9 protein-coding genes, 1 tRNA gene, 1 pseudogene and 1 riboswitch are annotated in these 12,793 nt (G+C 70.3%); of the genes and pseudogenes, 4 read left to right on the top strand and 7 right to left on the bottom strand.

Going from position 1 to position 12,793, the window contains the following annotated elements:
- Nucleotides 1–490 precede the first annotated feature (490 nt).
- Nucleotides 491–985, top strand: a pseudogene (locus ACH4XV_RS42295) (site-specific integrase); the annotation flags it as partial.
- 320 nt (nucleotides 986–1,305) lie between these two features.
- On the opposite strand, the gene ACH4XV_RS42300 reads toward ACH4XV_RS42295, so the two are convergent.
- From ACH4XV_RS42300 to ACH4XV_RS42315, 4 genes are all read right to left on the bottom strand, one after another.
- Nucleotides 1,306–1,378, bottom strand: a tRNA-Lys gene (locus tag ACH4XV_RS42300).
- Nucleotides 1,379–1,669: 291 nt separating this feature from the next.
- A complete protein-coding gene (locus tag ACH4XV_RS42305) occupies nucleotides 1,670–2,539 on the bottom strand; it encodes a DUF72 domain-containing protein (RefSeq protein WP_395798881.1) in 870 nt (289 codons plus the stop codon).
- Between the two features lie 189 nt (nucleotides 2,540–2,728).
- Nucleotides 2,729–3,820, bottom strand: a complete 1,092-nt coding sequence (locus tag ACH4XV_RS42310; protein WP_395798883.1) for an NlpC/P60 family protein — start codon at nucleotides 3,818–3,820, stop codon at nucleotides 2,729–2,731.
- A gap of 8 nt (nucleotides 3,821–3,828) precedes the next feature.
- Nucleotides 3,829–3,966, bottom strand: a riboswitch (cyclic di-AMP (ydaO/yuaA leader).
- A gap of 484 nt (nucleotides 3,967–4,450) precedes the next feature.
- Complete coding sequence (locus ACH4XV_RS42315) at nucleotides 4,451–4,915, bottom strand: winged helix-turn-helix transcriptional regulator (RefSeq protein ID WP_395798885.1); 465 nt, start codon at nucleotides 4,913–4,915, stop codon at nucleotides 4,451–4,453.
- A gap of 204 nt (nucleotides 4,916–5,119) precedes the next feature.
- Between ACH4XV_RS42315 and ACH4XV_RS42320 the strand changes: the two genes are divergently transcribed.
- Nucleotides 5,120–6,478 carry an MFS transporter gene (locus tag ACH4XV_RS42320; RefSeq protein WP_395799017.1) on the top strand — a complete coding sequence of 453 codons (1,359 nt, stop codon included), beginning with the start codon at nucleotides 5,120–5,122 and terminating at the stop codon, nucleotides 6,476–6,478.
- Nucleotides 6,479–6,545: 67 nt separating this feature from the next.
- On the opposite strand, the gene ACH4XV_RS42325 is transcribed toward ACH4XV_RS42320, so the two are convergent.
- Nucleotides 6,546–8,228, bottom strand: coding sequence for an MFS transporter (locus tag ACH4XV_RS42325; RefSeq protein ID WP_395798887.1), 1,683 nt, complete (start codon nucleotides 8,226–8,228; stop codon nucleotides 6,546–6,548).
- Between the two features lie 245 nt (nucleotides 8,229–8,473).
- Here ACH4XV_RS42325 and ACH4XV_RS42330 point away from each other — a divergent pair, with 245 nt between their 5' ends.
- Complete coding sequence (locus ACH4XV_RS42330) at nucleotides 8,474–8,965, top strand: MarR family winged helix-turn-helix transcriptional regulator (RefSeq protein WP_395798889.1); 492 nt, start codon at nucleotides 8,474–8,476, stop codon at nucleotides 8,963–8,965.
- Between the two features lie 57 nt (nucleotides 8,966–9,022).
- On the opposite strand, the gene ACH4XV_RS42335 is transcribed toward ACH4XV_RS42330, so the two are convergent.
- The gene (locus ACH4XV_RS42335) at nucleotides 9,023–10,411 is read right to left on the bottom strand and encodes an MFS transporter (protein WP_395798891.1); all 1,389 of its coding nucleotides are present in this window, start codon (nucleotides 10,409–10,411) and stop codon (nucleotides 9,023–9,025) included.
- Between the two features lie 156 nt (nucleotides 10,412–10,567).
- Between ACH4XV_RS42335 and ACH4XV_RS42340 the strand changes: the two genes are divergently transcribed.
- Nucleotides 10,568–11,116, top strand: a complete 549-nt coding sequence (locus ACH4XV_RS42340; RefSeq protein WP_395798893.1) for a CGNR zinc finger domain-containing protein — start codon at nucleotides 10,568–10,570, stop codon at nucleotides 11,114–11,116.
- Between the two features lie 90 nt (nucleotides 11,117–11,206).
- Here the strand turns inward: ACH4XV_RS42340 and ACH4XV_RS42345 are convergent, their stop codons facing one another.
- Entirely contained in the window at nucleotides 11,207–12,703 is a 1,497-nt protein-coding gene (locus ACH4XV_RS42345; RefSeq protein ID WP_395798895.1) for an MFS transporter, read from the bottom strand.
- Between the last annotated feature and the right edge of the window lie 90 nt (nucleotides 12,704–12,793).

Consider the following 12,793-nt stretch of genomic DNA (forward strand, 5'->3'; position numbering starts at 1 on the left):
AACGCCGCCATCTGGCACAACTGGCAAACCGGCACCCCAGTCAAACGCTCCCTGACCGCCTACGACCACTAAGCCAAATCACATCAACGATCTAGGTGTTGATAGGCAGACCGTGTCTCGTCGGCGACACCGTAGACAGATCGCCGAGGCCGACCTCCTGCTCTCCCGGTCGCCGCTCTGGTTGCTCGATACGGTCGTAACGGACGCGCACGAGCGTGGGGCGGCTCTCGTTGCGGAGGAGGTTGAGCGGCTGAAAGCCGGTGAGCGGACGCCGCAAAAGCCGCGGGGCCGCAAGGTGGTCGGTCCGACCAGCCGCCAGCACATCCGTGCGACCCTGCGCAAGGCGCTGAACGACGCCATCAAAGAGCAGCTGATCACCTTCAACCCGGCGCGCCACGCGGATCTCGATTCCGCAGCGCGGCCCAAGCCGGTGGTGTGGACGGACGACCACGTCGCCGAGTGGCGGCGTACCAGGGCGAAACCGTCGCTGGTGTGGACCCCGGAGCAGACCGGGCGGTTCCTCGACCACGCCGAGTCGGACCGGCTGTACGCGCTCTGGCACTTGGTCGCCTTCCGGGGCCTGCGGCGCGGCGAGGCGTGTGGCCTGCCTTGGACGCAGGTCCGACTCGATGCGGCTACCGTGACCGTCGCCACCGAACTGGTCGTCCACGGCTGGGAGGTCTACGAGGACGCGCCCAAGTCCGATGCGGGCAAGCGGACGTTCGCAATCGACGGTCCCACGGTCGAGGCGCTCGGCCTGCACCGTGCTCGCCAGGACGCCGAGCGCGCCGAGTGGGGTGACGCGTGGGTCAAGACCGGCCGCGTCTTCACCAAGGAGGACGGCTCCTGGCTGCACCCGGACTTCGTCACGCGGCGGTTCGTCAAGCTGAGCGAGGAGATCGACCTGCCGCCGATCCGCCTACACGACCTGCGGCACGGCGCGGCGACCATCGCCCATGCCGCGGGAGGGGACATGAAGTCCATCCAGGAGTTGCTCGGCCACGCGTCCTACGTGCTGACGGCCAACACCTACACGAGCGTGCTGCCGCAGGTCGACCGGGCCCTGGCCGAGGCCGCTGGCCAGATCGTCCCGCGCGCCCCGAAGGCCGTGGTCGAACCCGCCGCCGAGCAGTTCGCCGAGCCCGCCGGTAATGCCCCGGCCGCTCCTGTGGGACCTGATGCCGGGACGTCCGCTCACGCACCGCTCACGCAAGCGGTCCCGGACCAAAGGTCCAGGGCCGTGAAGAAGACCGCAGTGCGCGGTGTTCGTGCTGGTCAGCAGCCTAAAGCCGGCCCTGACGCGGGTGGGCCGTCAGGGGATCGAACCCTGAACCCGCGGATTAAAAGTCCGCTGCTCTGCCAATTGAGCTAACGGCCCCGTCGGGCGTCCGGCGGTGATCCGCTTTTTGCCCACCGGCAGAGTACCGGTATCGGATCGAACATGCTGCGAGTATCCCCGGACACGCCGTGACCTGCGGGGATGTGGGCTCGTACGGGCGGGAGCACGGGGCGCCGCGAAACGGTCGGAGTGTGCACAATGGACGCACATGGCTGCCGGCCACCCTCTCGTCGGGCCTCGGTGATGGCCATATCGTTACCGTCCGTGGTCGGTCGGTCGATCGGCCGGGCCGGCCGGACTCGTCGCCGTTCGACGACACGTTCCGGGTCCCTACCCGTCGAGTAGGCCGCGCATTGTTTCGGCTGCCCGGGCGGCTGCGTCGGCACAACAATTGTTGAACAACACGTGTATCCGGTCGACGGTTTCGGCCAGCATGCGCACTCGGGGCACCCACTCGGCCAGTTGCGCGCTCGTATAGGTGTGGCGGAACCGTTCTTCCTTCGAGCCGCTTCCCCAGGCCCGGTTGCGGCCGTGGAAACGAACCACCGCCAGTTCGGACGTGGTGGCCACGGCAACCGGGGGGATGGACGTGGGCAGCGACTGCGCCGTGTCGACCGCCACCGCGGCGACGCCGTGGCGTTCGAGGAGAGCCGTCGTCGCGGCGCGATGTTCGTCCTGCCACCAGAGCGGATGCCGGAACTCGACGGCGAGCGGCCACCCTTGGGCCCGCTCGACGCAGTCGCGAAGGAAGCGTGTGGCGGCCGCACCAGGCGCCAAGGACGGCGGGAACTGAAAGAGCAACGTGCCGAGACGTCCTGCCTCGCGCAACGGCAGCAGCGCCCCGCTGAACCGTTGCCAGACCTCGTCCGACAAACGATCGTCGACAGCACCCGGGCGCACCCGTGGCGGCAGCAGGGACCGCAGCTCCGCCGGCAACGAACCCGGCCTGGTGGGATGCCCGGTGAGCAGCGAGAACGCCTTGACGTCGAAGGTGAATCCGTCAGGCGTACGGTCCACCCACAGCAGACTGTTGCGGATGCTGGGCAACGCGTAGTAGGTCGCGTCCACCTCGACCACCGGGAACTGCCGTGCGTAGTACCGAAGTCGGTGTTCCGCGTCCCGGCATTCGGCCGGATACCAACCACTGGAGACCAAGGCGGAGTCGGTCCACGAACAAGTGCCCACCGATATACGACCCATGGTCCACACGCCTACCCCGGTTCCCGGAACCTTCGCCAAGGCAAGGCAGGGCAGGCAGGGCAACCCGAGATACCGCGTGCCCCGAAGCACCGGCGGCAACGACGACGGCGATCGGTCCGGGAGGTGGGTGCCGCGCTTCCCGGGACCGATCGCCGTGAACGCGCGCGTGCTCGCGCGCGGTCGTTCGGTCTAGCCCGGGCGGACGGCCGCGTAGAACGGCATGGAGTCCAGGGGGGCCTCGGTTACGTTCTTGCCGGGGCGGGGGGCGTGGATGATCTTGCCGTTGCCGATGTACATGCCCACGTGCGAGTTGTCCGAGAAGTAGAACACCAGGTCGCCCGGCTTGAGCGCGTCCTTGGAGATCCGCGGGCCGTCGTTGACCTGGGTCCACGTCGTGCGGCTGAGCGAGACGTTGGCCGCTCGCCACGAGGCCTGGGTCAGGCCCGAGCAGTCGTACGAGTCGGGGCCGACGCCTCGCGGCGCGTACGGCTTGCCGATCTGGGCGCGCGCGAACGCGATCGCGGCCGCCGCCCGGCCGGACACGGGAACGTCCTTGCCCGTCGTCGGCGGGTCCGTCTTGTCGCGCGAGCTGCGGTCGGTCTCGGTGCGCGAACCGGCGTCGTTCTTGTGCTCGTTCGAGTCGAGGACTTCCTTCTGCTGCTGCGCGGTGAGCGTGTTCAGCAGGCGCTGCGCCTCGGTGAGCTTGTTCTGGATCTCGCCCTTGTGCCGGTTCAGCTCGGTGCGCAGCTTCTCCAGTTCCGCGAGCTGCGAGGAGGCCTCGGTGCGGTCCTGCTGGAGAACTCGGGCCTGCGCCGCGATCTGCTTCAGCTTCGCGGCCTGCTGGCCGTCGAGCTGGGACAACATCTGCGACTTCTGCAGGTAGCCCTCGGGGTCGCCGCTGAGCGCGAGCGAGAGCGACGGCGGGAGGCCGCCGCTGCGGTACTGGTTGGCCGCCAGGACACCGATCTGGTCGCGCAGCGTGTTGAGCGCGGCCTGTTCCTCGGTAATCCGGGCCTGGGTCTGGTTCGCGGTGCCCTGCTGCTTGGTGATCTGCTCGTCGACGCCGTTGGCGGCTTCGGTGGCCTTGATCGCCTCGCTGTGCAGCTGGTTGACGCGGTCCTTGGTCTGCTGGAACGACTGCGCGGGGTCCGCGCTCGCGGTGCCGGCGAAGGTCATCACACCGGTCATCGTCGCGGCGGCCGTGACCACGGTCGCGGCTGTACGCACGGCGGTGCGGGGCTTGGGCTTGCGGTGCTGCCCGGATCGACGCTGGGACGCCACTGGCGGCGGTCTCCTTCCTCGGCCGCCTACCGGGTTAGCTGACGGGTTCGGGCGGAAGAAGGCGCCCTACGGTGCCGGAGCACCGATTCACCCCAGGGACTGCGAGGGTCCCCGGTTCCGGCTTCGTGTCGCGACGACCGCGGTTGCCCACCGTCACCGAAACCCGTCACCGAATTCGGCGGAGGCGATCGTGTCGACCGGGTGGCCGACGTGGAGCCGCTCGCCTATCGCAGAACGATAGTCACAGGCGTGTCACGACCCTCACCCCGAGTCTCTACATTACCAAATCTTTGCCAAGAGTTCCGTTTCACCGGTCGTCGTATCACAGGAAAAGCACTCGGAATCCCGTAAGTCGATCTTGGACCGATTTGGCAACGATTGGCGGCAAGGATCCGCCGTCCGACCTCCGCAAACGTCGCCGCATCCGCGAAATGGGCCGATCGCGGGGATACCACTCCCGAGGCTCCGCTGTTTCGCCCGGCCTGCCCGTCCTTTTCGAACCGGACATTCACCGGTCCGGCCGAGCCGAGGCGAATACGCGACATCGAGCGACACCGAACAGGTGTGGGCAGACCCCGAACCCGGATTCGAAAATCGCCCCCGGGCCGGCACCGCGCCCACTACCCCGACCTATCCCGACACCGACCGCCCCGCCGCCACGGCCAGGTCGCCTTCCGCTCCCACACGCGCGTCGTACTCCGCCCGCGCCTCGGCGATGCGTTCCTGATGTTCCTCGGTCCAGGTGACCAGCGAGCGGATCGTGGTGTGCAGCGTGGTCCCCATCGGGGTGAGCGCGTAGTCCACCCGAGGCGGCACGACCGGATACACCGTGCGGCGCACCAGGCCGTCGCGTTCGAGCTGGCGCAGCGTCACGGTGAGCATGCGCTGGCTGATCCCGTCGATCTCCCGCCGCAACTCGGTGAAGCGCAACGTACGGCTCTCCAGGATCGCGATCACCAGAAGCGACCACTTGTCGGCGACCCGGTCGAGGATCTGCCGGACCTCGCACCCCTCGCGCACGTCCCACTGGAGGGCGTCGTAGTCCTCCTGGTTACTCGGGCAGGGGGTCGGTTCCTTCGAAGTGCCTTCTTCCATGGAAGTCGATGCTGCCGAAGGATGGGGTCGGTTACAAGAGGGAACCGGGTTCGTCCGAAGAACCGCCCCCGGCACCCCGATCCCACCGCGATCCCACCCACCCGCGTCCCGAGGGGCTGTCGCATGTCCACATCCACGTCCGCACCCGGCAGCGCCGCCGAATCCGCCCCCGAATCCACCCCCGGCGACGCCCCCGCCGGCCGAATGAGCCCCCGCGCCTGGGGCATGCTGCTCGTCCTCTGCGGCGCGATCTTCCTCGAGGGCATCGACATCGCGATGCTCAACGTCGCGCTGCCCACCATCCGCGAGGACCTGGGCATGTCCACCGGTGGCGTGAGCTGGGTGATGAGCGCGTACGTGCTCGCCTACGCCGGCTTCATGCTCCTCGGCGGCCGCACCGCCGATCTGCTCGGCCGGCGGCGGATGTTCCTCCTGTGGCTGACCGTCTTCCTGGTCTTCTCCGGCCTGGGCGGATTCGCCACCGAGGGCTGGATGCTGATCGTGGCCCGCTTCGTGACCGGCGCCTCGGCCGCCTTCATGACCCCCGCCGGGCTGTCCATCATCACCACCGGCTTCCCGGAGGGGCCGCAGCGCAACCGGGCACTGCTCTTCTACGCGGGCACCGCCGCGGGCGGCTTCTCGCTCGGCCTGGTGATCGGCGGACTGCTGACCGCGATCGATTGGCGGTTGGTGTTCTTCGTACCGGTCGCGCTCGCCGCGGTGATCCTGGCGGCGGCGTCGGCGCTGATCCCCCGGGACGAGCGGCCGGAGGCCGGCGGGGGCTTCGACCTCGTCGGCGCGATCAGCGTGACCGGCTCGATGTTGCTGCTGGTCTACGGCGTGGTCCGGCTCGAACACCCCGCCGACGGCCCGGGCCGGACGATCGTGGTCTTCGCGGGCGGGGTCGCCCTCCTGCTCGCCTTCGTGGCCATCGAACGACGCGCGGCGAATCCGCTGGTACGCCTCGGCATCCTGCGCTCGGGCGCGCTGGTCCGGGCGAACCTGGGCGCGATGTTGTTCGCGGGCTCGTTCTTCGGGTTCCAGTTCATCGCGGTCTTCTACCTCCAGGAGATCCGCGGCTGGTCGACCCTGGAGACCAGTTTCGCGCTGCTCGCGGTCGGGGCCGACGCAGTACTCGCGCCGACGCTGACACCGCGACTGGTGGAGCGCTTCGGGAACCTGCGGGTGATCCTCGGCGGGATGGTGGCGGCCGCCGCGGCGTACGCGCTGTTCCTGTCGATCGACGGCGACACCTCCTACATGGCGATGTTCCCGACGATGCTGCTGCTCGGTCTGGCCTTCGCGCTGGCGTACGGCCCGCTCACCATCGCCGCGACCGACGGCATCGACGAGGACGAACAGGGCCTGGCCGGCGGACTCCTGTACACCGCCTTCCAGTTCGGCGCGGCGCTGGGCCTGTCGACGGTCACCGCGGTCCTGGCCGGTGTGGGCGGCTCCGAGTTGGACGGCTTCCGCACGGCGCTGATCGTGCCGCTGGTCGGGGTGGCGCTGGGCGCGGCGGTGACCGCGTTCGGCCTGCGCGGGCGCCGGGCGGCGGCCTAGCCGAGTCGCCCCACAGACGACGAAGCCGCTCGCCGACGGGCGAGCGGCTTCGTCGTCGCATCGGGACTCAGGCCCCGCCCGAGCCCGCCCCCGAACCGGTACCGGCCGCCACCGTCGCGGCGGAGCCCTGCGCCGGCACCCGACCCGACGTTCCCGGACCCGACGCCAGAACGGCCGTACTCCCGTGCGGCTTCGCCCGCCGCACCCCGATCGTCAGCACCGTGATCACGGCGGCCGCGAACATGGCCACCCCCGCGATCGTCATGCAGACGTGCATCGCGTCCACGAAGCTGTCGCCGATCGCGCCGAGCGCCCTGCCCGTGGGCTCGGGCGCCAGACCCAGATGGCCGGCCGCCGACAGCCCCTCGTCCGACACGGCCGCGCGCACGTGTTCGCGGTCGGCGTCGGCCAGCCCGGAGTCGGCCAGGTGGCCCGGCAGGCCCGCGCTGATCCGGCTGGTCAGGACCGCGCCCAGGACCGCCGGGCCGAGCGCGCCGCCGAGTTGGCGCAGCGTGTTGTTGCCCGCGCTCGCCATGCCGGCCAGGTGGTGCGGGACACTGCTCACCGCGATCGAGGTGATCGGCGTCATGACGAAGGCGAAGCCGATACCGATCACCATCAACGGGGCCATCAGCGTGGTGAATCCGGTGTCCTTGTCCAGCGTGTTCAGAGCCAGCATGCCGATCCCGGTGAGCGTCAGGCCGCCGGTCAGCAGCAGGCCCGGGGCGATCCGCCCGACCAGCCGGCCGACCACCGGGCCGAACACCACGCCGAGACCGTTGACGAGCAGGAAGCGGTAGGCGATCTCGAGGGCGCTCAGGTGCTGGACGTTGCCGAAGAACAGGCTGAGCGAGAAGACGATCCCGACCAGGCCGAACATGGTCAGCATGGTCACCACGCCGGCGCCGCTGAAGGCCCGCGAGGAGAACAGGTCCAGCGACAACATCGGCGTCGCCGAACGGCGCTCGACCCACACGAACGCCACCAGGCCCAGCACCGCGAGCGCGAACGCGGCCAGGACCGGACCGTGCGTCCAGCCGCTGGTGCCGCCCTCGATCACGCCGTAGATCAGGCCGGAGATCGCCACGATCGCGGTGAGCTGACCGGGGACGTCGATCGCGCGGCCGTGCGCCGAGCGCGAGTCCTCCAGGAGCACCGCCGCGATCACCGCGCCGATCAGGCAGACCAGCACGGTCGGCGCGAAGATCCAGCGCCAGGAGGCGTGTTCCAGGATCGTCCCGCTCAACAGCGGGCCCAGGGACATGCCCAGGCCCAGGGACGCGGCCCACGCGGATATCGCCTTGGCCCGGGCCCGGAAGTCGGGGTAGGCGTGGCTGATCAGCGCCAGGCTGGAGGTCAGCAGCGCCGCGCCGCCCGCGCCGGAGAGGGCCTGGCCCACCCAGACCTGGGCCACGCTGTGCGCGGTCAGGTTGACGGCCGCGCCGACGGCGAGCAGGCCGAGCCCGGCCAGGAATGCCTTCTTGCGCCCGTACAGGTCGCCGATCAGGCCGAAGGTCAGGATCAGCGCCGCCATCGGCAGGATGAAGAAGTCGCTGATCCACTGGAGATCGCTCGTGGACGCGCCGAGCCCGCGCTGGATGGTCGGCAGGGACACCGCGACCCCGCCGATGGGCACGTACGAGGCGAAGACCCCGAGACAGGCGAGCACCACGGTGAGCGCCGGCCGGGCCACGGCCCCGGTCGGCGGCGGACTCGTTGCGGGCGGGGTGGACTGCGGGGTCGTGGGCATGGTGAGACAGCCTTCCAAGTAATCGAAGGCTGTCAAGTTATCAGAAGCCTGCGAACTTGTATGCATACTTAAAACATGAGTGCCTCCTGCGAATATGCGCGTCGTCTGGGAACATGCACCTCACCTGCGAACATGGACGTCGACGTGGCCCGGCCCGGCGACGGACGTGCCCTACGGTGACCGGTGAGGCACCCACGGGGTGCGCCCCCCGGTACCCCCGGCCGTACGAAGAAGGGAAACGTGTGATGCCCGCCCACCGGGAAGTCGCCGCCGCCGCGTGGAGCGAGCAGCTGCCCCATCTGCTCTGGCGCGCCCAGCAGTCGGTACAGCGACTGCTCAACGAGCGTCTGGAAGGCATCGGCGTCTCGATCAACCAACTGGGCCTGGCCGGTCGGCTCGACGAAAACGGCGCGTTGTCCGCCGCCGACCTCGCCCGCGCGCACCACATCACCCCCCAGAGCGTGACCACCGCGATGCTGGCGCTGGAACGCGTCGGCTGGATCGTCCGCCGCCCCCACCCGGTACACAAGCGGGTGGTGCTTCTGGAGCTGACCGAACTCGGCAGCGCCGGCGTCGCCGAGGGCCGGCGCGTGGTCAAGGACGTCGACGGCATGATCAGCCGGACGATCGGCCCCGAGGCGGCCGAGGTGTTCGCCGAGAACCTGCGCATGCTCAGCGCGATCATCGACGGCCCGGACCTCCCGGCGGGCCGAATGTGGCCGGAACCGCCGCGCTGAGAAGCGGCCGGGCGACCCGGGCCGCCGCGTCCACCGCGGGTCACCCGGGGGCGCCGCCTAACGTGTCCTCGGCTCCTTCGTCGGCCTTTCCTGCGACCCGGTCTTCTCCGCCCCCGTCCCCTCCGCCCCGTGCACACGGAACGCGGGGGCCAACCGGGCGTCGGTGACCACCCGCAGGTACGGCGGGATCGTCGCGGCTGCGGCGACGGCGAAGGCCAGGAACGCCACCCGGATACCGAACCACTCGGCGAGCACGCCGATCAGGCCCGCGCCGACGGGGATCGCGCCCCATCCGAGCAGGCGGGCGGCGCCGCTGTAGCGGCCCATCATGTGCTCGGGGACCAGGTTCTGCGCGATCAACCGGGCGTTGACCGACCACAGCGTGCCGCCCAATCCGCCGACGAACGCCGCGCCGGCGATCGCCCACATCGCGGTGGTCACCGCCGGCACCGCCATCATCACGATCGTGGCGATCAGATCGGCCAGCATCACCCGCCGGTGGCCCAGCAGCCGGTTCAGCCGGCCCACCAGCACCGCCCCGAGCAGTCCGCCGACGCCGAGCGCGCTCAGCACGACCCCGTACTCCCGGGCGGACATGTGCATCGTGTCGTGCGCGACCAGCGGCATCAGCGCCAGCCACGCGCCCCAACTCGCGAACAACACGGTGAGGATCAACGTCATCGTGCGCAGGAGGCGATGCCCCCAGAGGTAACGCAGCCCCTCGGCGATCTGCGCATTGACCGTGGCGGGCGCTTCGGGCACATCGAGCCCATCCGACCCACCCTCGTCCCCGCCCGCCACCCCCGCCCGCCCGACCACCCGAAACCGCCCGGTCAGCAAAAGCAGCAACAGACTCGCGGCAAGGTACGCCACCCACGTCGCCCCCAACGCCAGACCGGTGCCCGCGGCCAGCAACAACCCGCCGACGAACGGCCCCGCGAACTCGTTCGCGGCCGTCTCCGCCCCGGTGATCAGCGCGTTGGCCCGCTCCCGGTCCGCCCTCGGCACGATCACCGGGACCAGCGCCGCGGTCGAGGTGAGCGCGATCACCTCGGCCACCCCGAGCACGAGACCGCCGAGCCCCAGCACGACGATGCCGGCCTCACCCGCCAAAACGATCGCGAGCAGCCCCCCGATCGCCACCAGCCGCAGCCCGCCGGCCAGCCACAACAATCGACGCCGGTCGACCCGATCCACCAGCACGCCCACGTGCAACGCGACCAGCAACCACGGCAGCGACAGGGCCAGCGACACCAGCGTGACCAGCGCCGGCGAATCGGTGGCCCGGGCGGCCAGCACCGGCAACACGATCTTGGTGATGCCGTCGGCCAGGTTGGTGACCACGGTGAAGGCCAACAGGACGGCGGTGTTCCGCGCCCGAGCACCGCCCTCGCGTGGTGCGGCGGACGCGACGGCCCGCTCGGTTCGCACGCCCCGCAAGGCCATCGCCCACCCCTAACCACCAAAGCCGTTTACCGGTTGACCCGCCTCCCGTGGATCCTGGCATCGACCCGCGCGAAGCGTCAACCGGTAAAAGCGATAGCCGGTTAGTCGCAGTAGGGTGGGACCTGCGGCCGAATCGACCCGAAGACGGAGGCGCCGATGCCCGAGGCACCCGCCGCGGCCCTGCTCGTCCAGGCGTTCGTCAACACGGTCGATGTCGAACTCGGCACCGACGACGTGGACACCCCCGCCCGACTCGGCGCATGGCTGGCCGAGCAGGGGCTGCTCGATCCCGACGTCCCGATCGGCCCCACCGAGTTCACCGCCGCGCTCGCACTGCGGGCCGGCCTGCGCGAACGGCTGGGCGTACCCGTCGGGGATGCACCCGACCCGGATCTGCTCCGGCGCGCCGACGAGGTGACCCGCACATTGCCCCTGGTCGTCGAACTGGGCCACGACGAGCACCCCGCCATCCTCGTGCCGAGCCCCGAACTCCCGCCCCTACAGCGGGCGTTGGCCAAACTGGCCATCGCCTGGAGCACCCTGGTCGGCAGCGGCGAGGCGACCCGCCTCAAGCGCTGCCCGGAGCACGGCTGCCACTGGGTCTTCTGGGACGTCTCCAAGAACCGCAGCCGACGCTGGTGCTCGATGCGCGTATGCGGAAACCGCACCAAAGCCCGCCGCTACGCGGCCAGACACGCCGAGTAGAACCACCCGCAACACGAACAAAGCGGCGGCGGGACCCATCGGGCCCCGCCGCCGCTCACCACACTCACCCGAAGCCTCACACCGGAGACCTCACACCAGCGCCTCCACCTTGGCCACCGGTTCCCCCGCCTTCGCAGCCTCACCCACCGCGCCCGAGCCCGCTCGCCGCCCCGGCAGCAGCTGCACCAGCGCCGCAACCACCGCGCAGAAGGCCGTCAGCAGCCAAAGCCCGTTCACGAACGCGTCCCCGAAGGTGCCCGCCGTCGGCGCGTCACCCAGCGTGTCGTAGAAGACGATGCCCACCAGGGCCACCCCCAGCGCCCCGCCCACCTGCTGCGCCGTGGACAGCAGGCCCGCCGCCGAACCGGCGTGCCGCGCCCCGATCCCGGCCAGCACCGTCGCCGCCATCGGGCCCATCACCAGCCCCATCCCGAACCCGGTCAGCGCCAGCCCCGGGATCAGCCACAACGTCTCGTGCGTGTTCGACACCGTCTCCACGAGCGCCACCTGCCCCGCGCCCTGCACCAGCGCGCCGAGCGCCAGCACCTGCCGACCCAGCCCCGCGGCGATCCGCCCCGAGACCGCCGAGGACAGGAAGTACCCGACCCCGAGCGCGATGAACAGCAGCCCCGAGTCCAACGCCGACATCCCGTGGCCCAGCTGGAGGTACAGCGCCAGGATCAGGAAGAACGCCGCGTTCACCAGGCCGTACACCAGCGCCGTCGTGATGCCCACCGAGAACGGCCGCTCCCGGAACAACACCGGATCCACCAGCGGCGCGCCGGCGTTCCCGGCGAGCCGGCGCTGGTACAGCGTGAACGCGCCGAGCAGCAGCGGGGCGACGCCGAGCGACAACCAGGTCCACAGCGGCCAGCCCTGCTCCCGGCCCTGGACCAGCGGCAACACCACGGCGACCAGACCGAGCGTGACCAGTACGGTGCCCACCGGGTCGAGCCGGGTGCCACCCCCGCCGCGCGTCTCCGGAATCACCCTCGGCACCAGCACCAGCGCGACCAGTCCGACCGGGACGTTGATCCAGTAGATGCTGCGCCAGTCGAGCCCGAGCACATCGGCCTGGATCAGCGCGCCCCCGATCAGCTGACCGAACACCCCCGCGAAGCCCATCGCCAGCCCGTACGCGGTGAACGCTTTGACCCGCTGCTCGCCCACGTAGAGCACATTGACGATGCCCAGCACCTGCGGCATCAGCAGCGCCGCCGCCGCACCCTGTACCACCCGGGCCGCGATCAGCGTCTCCGCGTTCCCGGCCAGCCCGCAGCCGGCCGACGCGACGGTGAACAGGGCCAGACCGATCGCGAACATCCGCCGTCTGCCGTAGATGTCGCCCAGTCGACCGGCGGTGATCAACCCGGCGGCGACCGCGAGGCCGAAGCCCGCGACCACCCATTGGATCGCGGCCGGCGTGGCATGCAGGTCCTCCTGCGTGGCCGGGATCGCGACGTTGACGATGAAGAAGTCCAGCGTGGTGATGAAGATCCCGGCGAGCAGGACCAGCAGCGCGCCCCACGACTGCCGGGGCGTCGATGTCGCGGCGTCGGGAACGATGGCCGTCGTGGTGGCGGACATGGGTGATTCCTTCCGAAGACGAGAACGTAAAGAAAGAAGAGACGAAGACCCGCGGGGCCGAGCTACCGTCGCCCGGCCCCGAATCCGACG

It is taken from the genome of Embleya sp. NPDC020630 (assembly GCF_044334985.1).
Taxonomy (GTDB): domain Bacteria; phylum Actinomycetota; class Actinomycetes; order Streptomycetales; family Streptomycetaceae; genus Embleya.

Bases quoted from the DNA above. Each gene is read 5' to 3' on its own strand.
- ACH4XV_RS42305 (WP_395798881.1), bottom strand. From the start codon at position 2,539: ATGGGTCGTATATCGGTGGGCACTTGTTCGTGGACCGACTCCGCCTTG.
- ACH4XV_RS42315 (WP_395798885.1), bottom strand. From the start codon at position 4,915: ATGGAAGAAGGCACTTCGAAGGAACCGACCCCCTGCCCGAGTAACCAG.
- ACH4XV_RS42320 (WP_395799017.1), top strand. From the start codon at position 5,120: ATGAGCCCCCGCGCCTGGGGCATGCTGCTCGTCCTCTGCGGCGCGATC.
- ACH4XV_RS42325 (WP_395798887.1), bottom strand. From the start codon at position 8,228: ATGCCCACGACCCCGCAGTCCACCCCGCCCGCAACGAGTCCGCCGCCG.
- ACH4XV_RS42330 (WP_395798889.1), top strand. From the start codon at position 8,474: ATGCCCGCCCACCGGGAAGTCGCCGCCGCCGCGTGGAGCGAGCAGCTG.
- ACH4XV_RS42335 (WP_395798891.1), bottom strand. From the start codon at position 10,411: ATGGCCTTGCGGGGCGTGCGAACCGAGCGGGCCGTCGCGTCCGCCGCA.
- ACH4XV_RS42340 (WP_395798893.1), top strand. From the start codon at position 10,568: ATGCCCGAGGCACCCGCCGCGGCCCTGCTCGTCCAGGCGTTCGTCAAC.
- ACH4XV_RS42345 (WP_395798895.1), bottom strand. From the start codon at position 12,703: ATGTCCGCCACCACGACGGCCATCGTTCCCGACGCCGCGACATCGACG.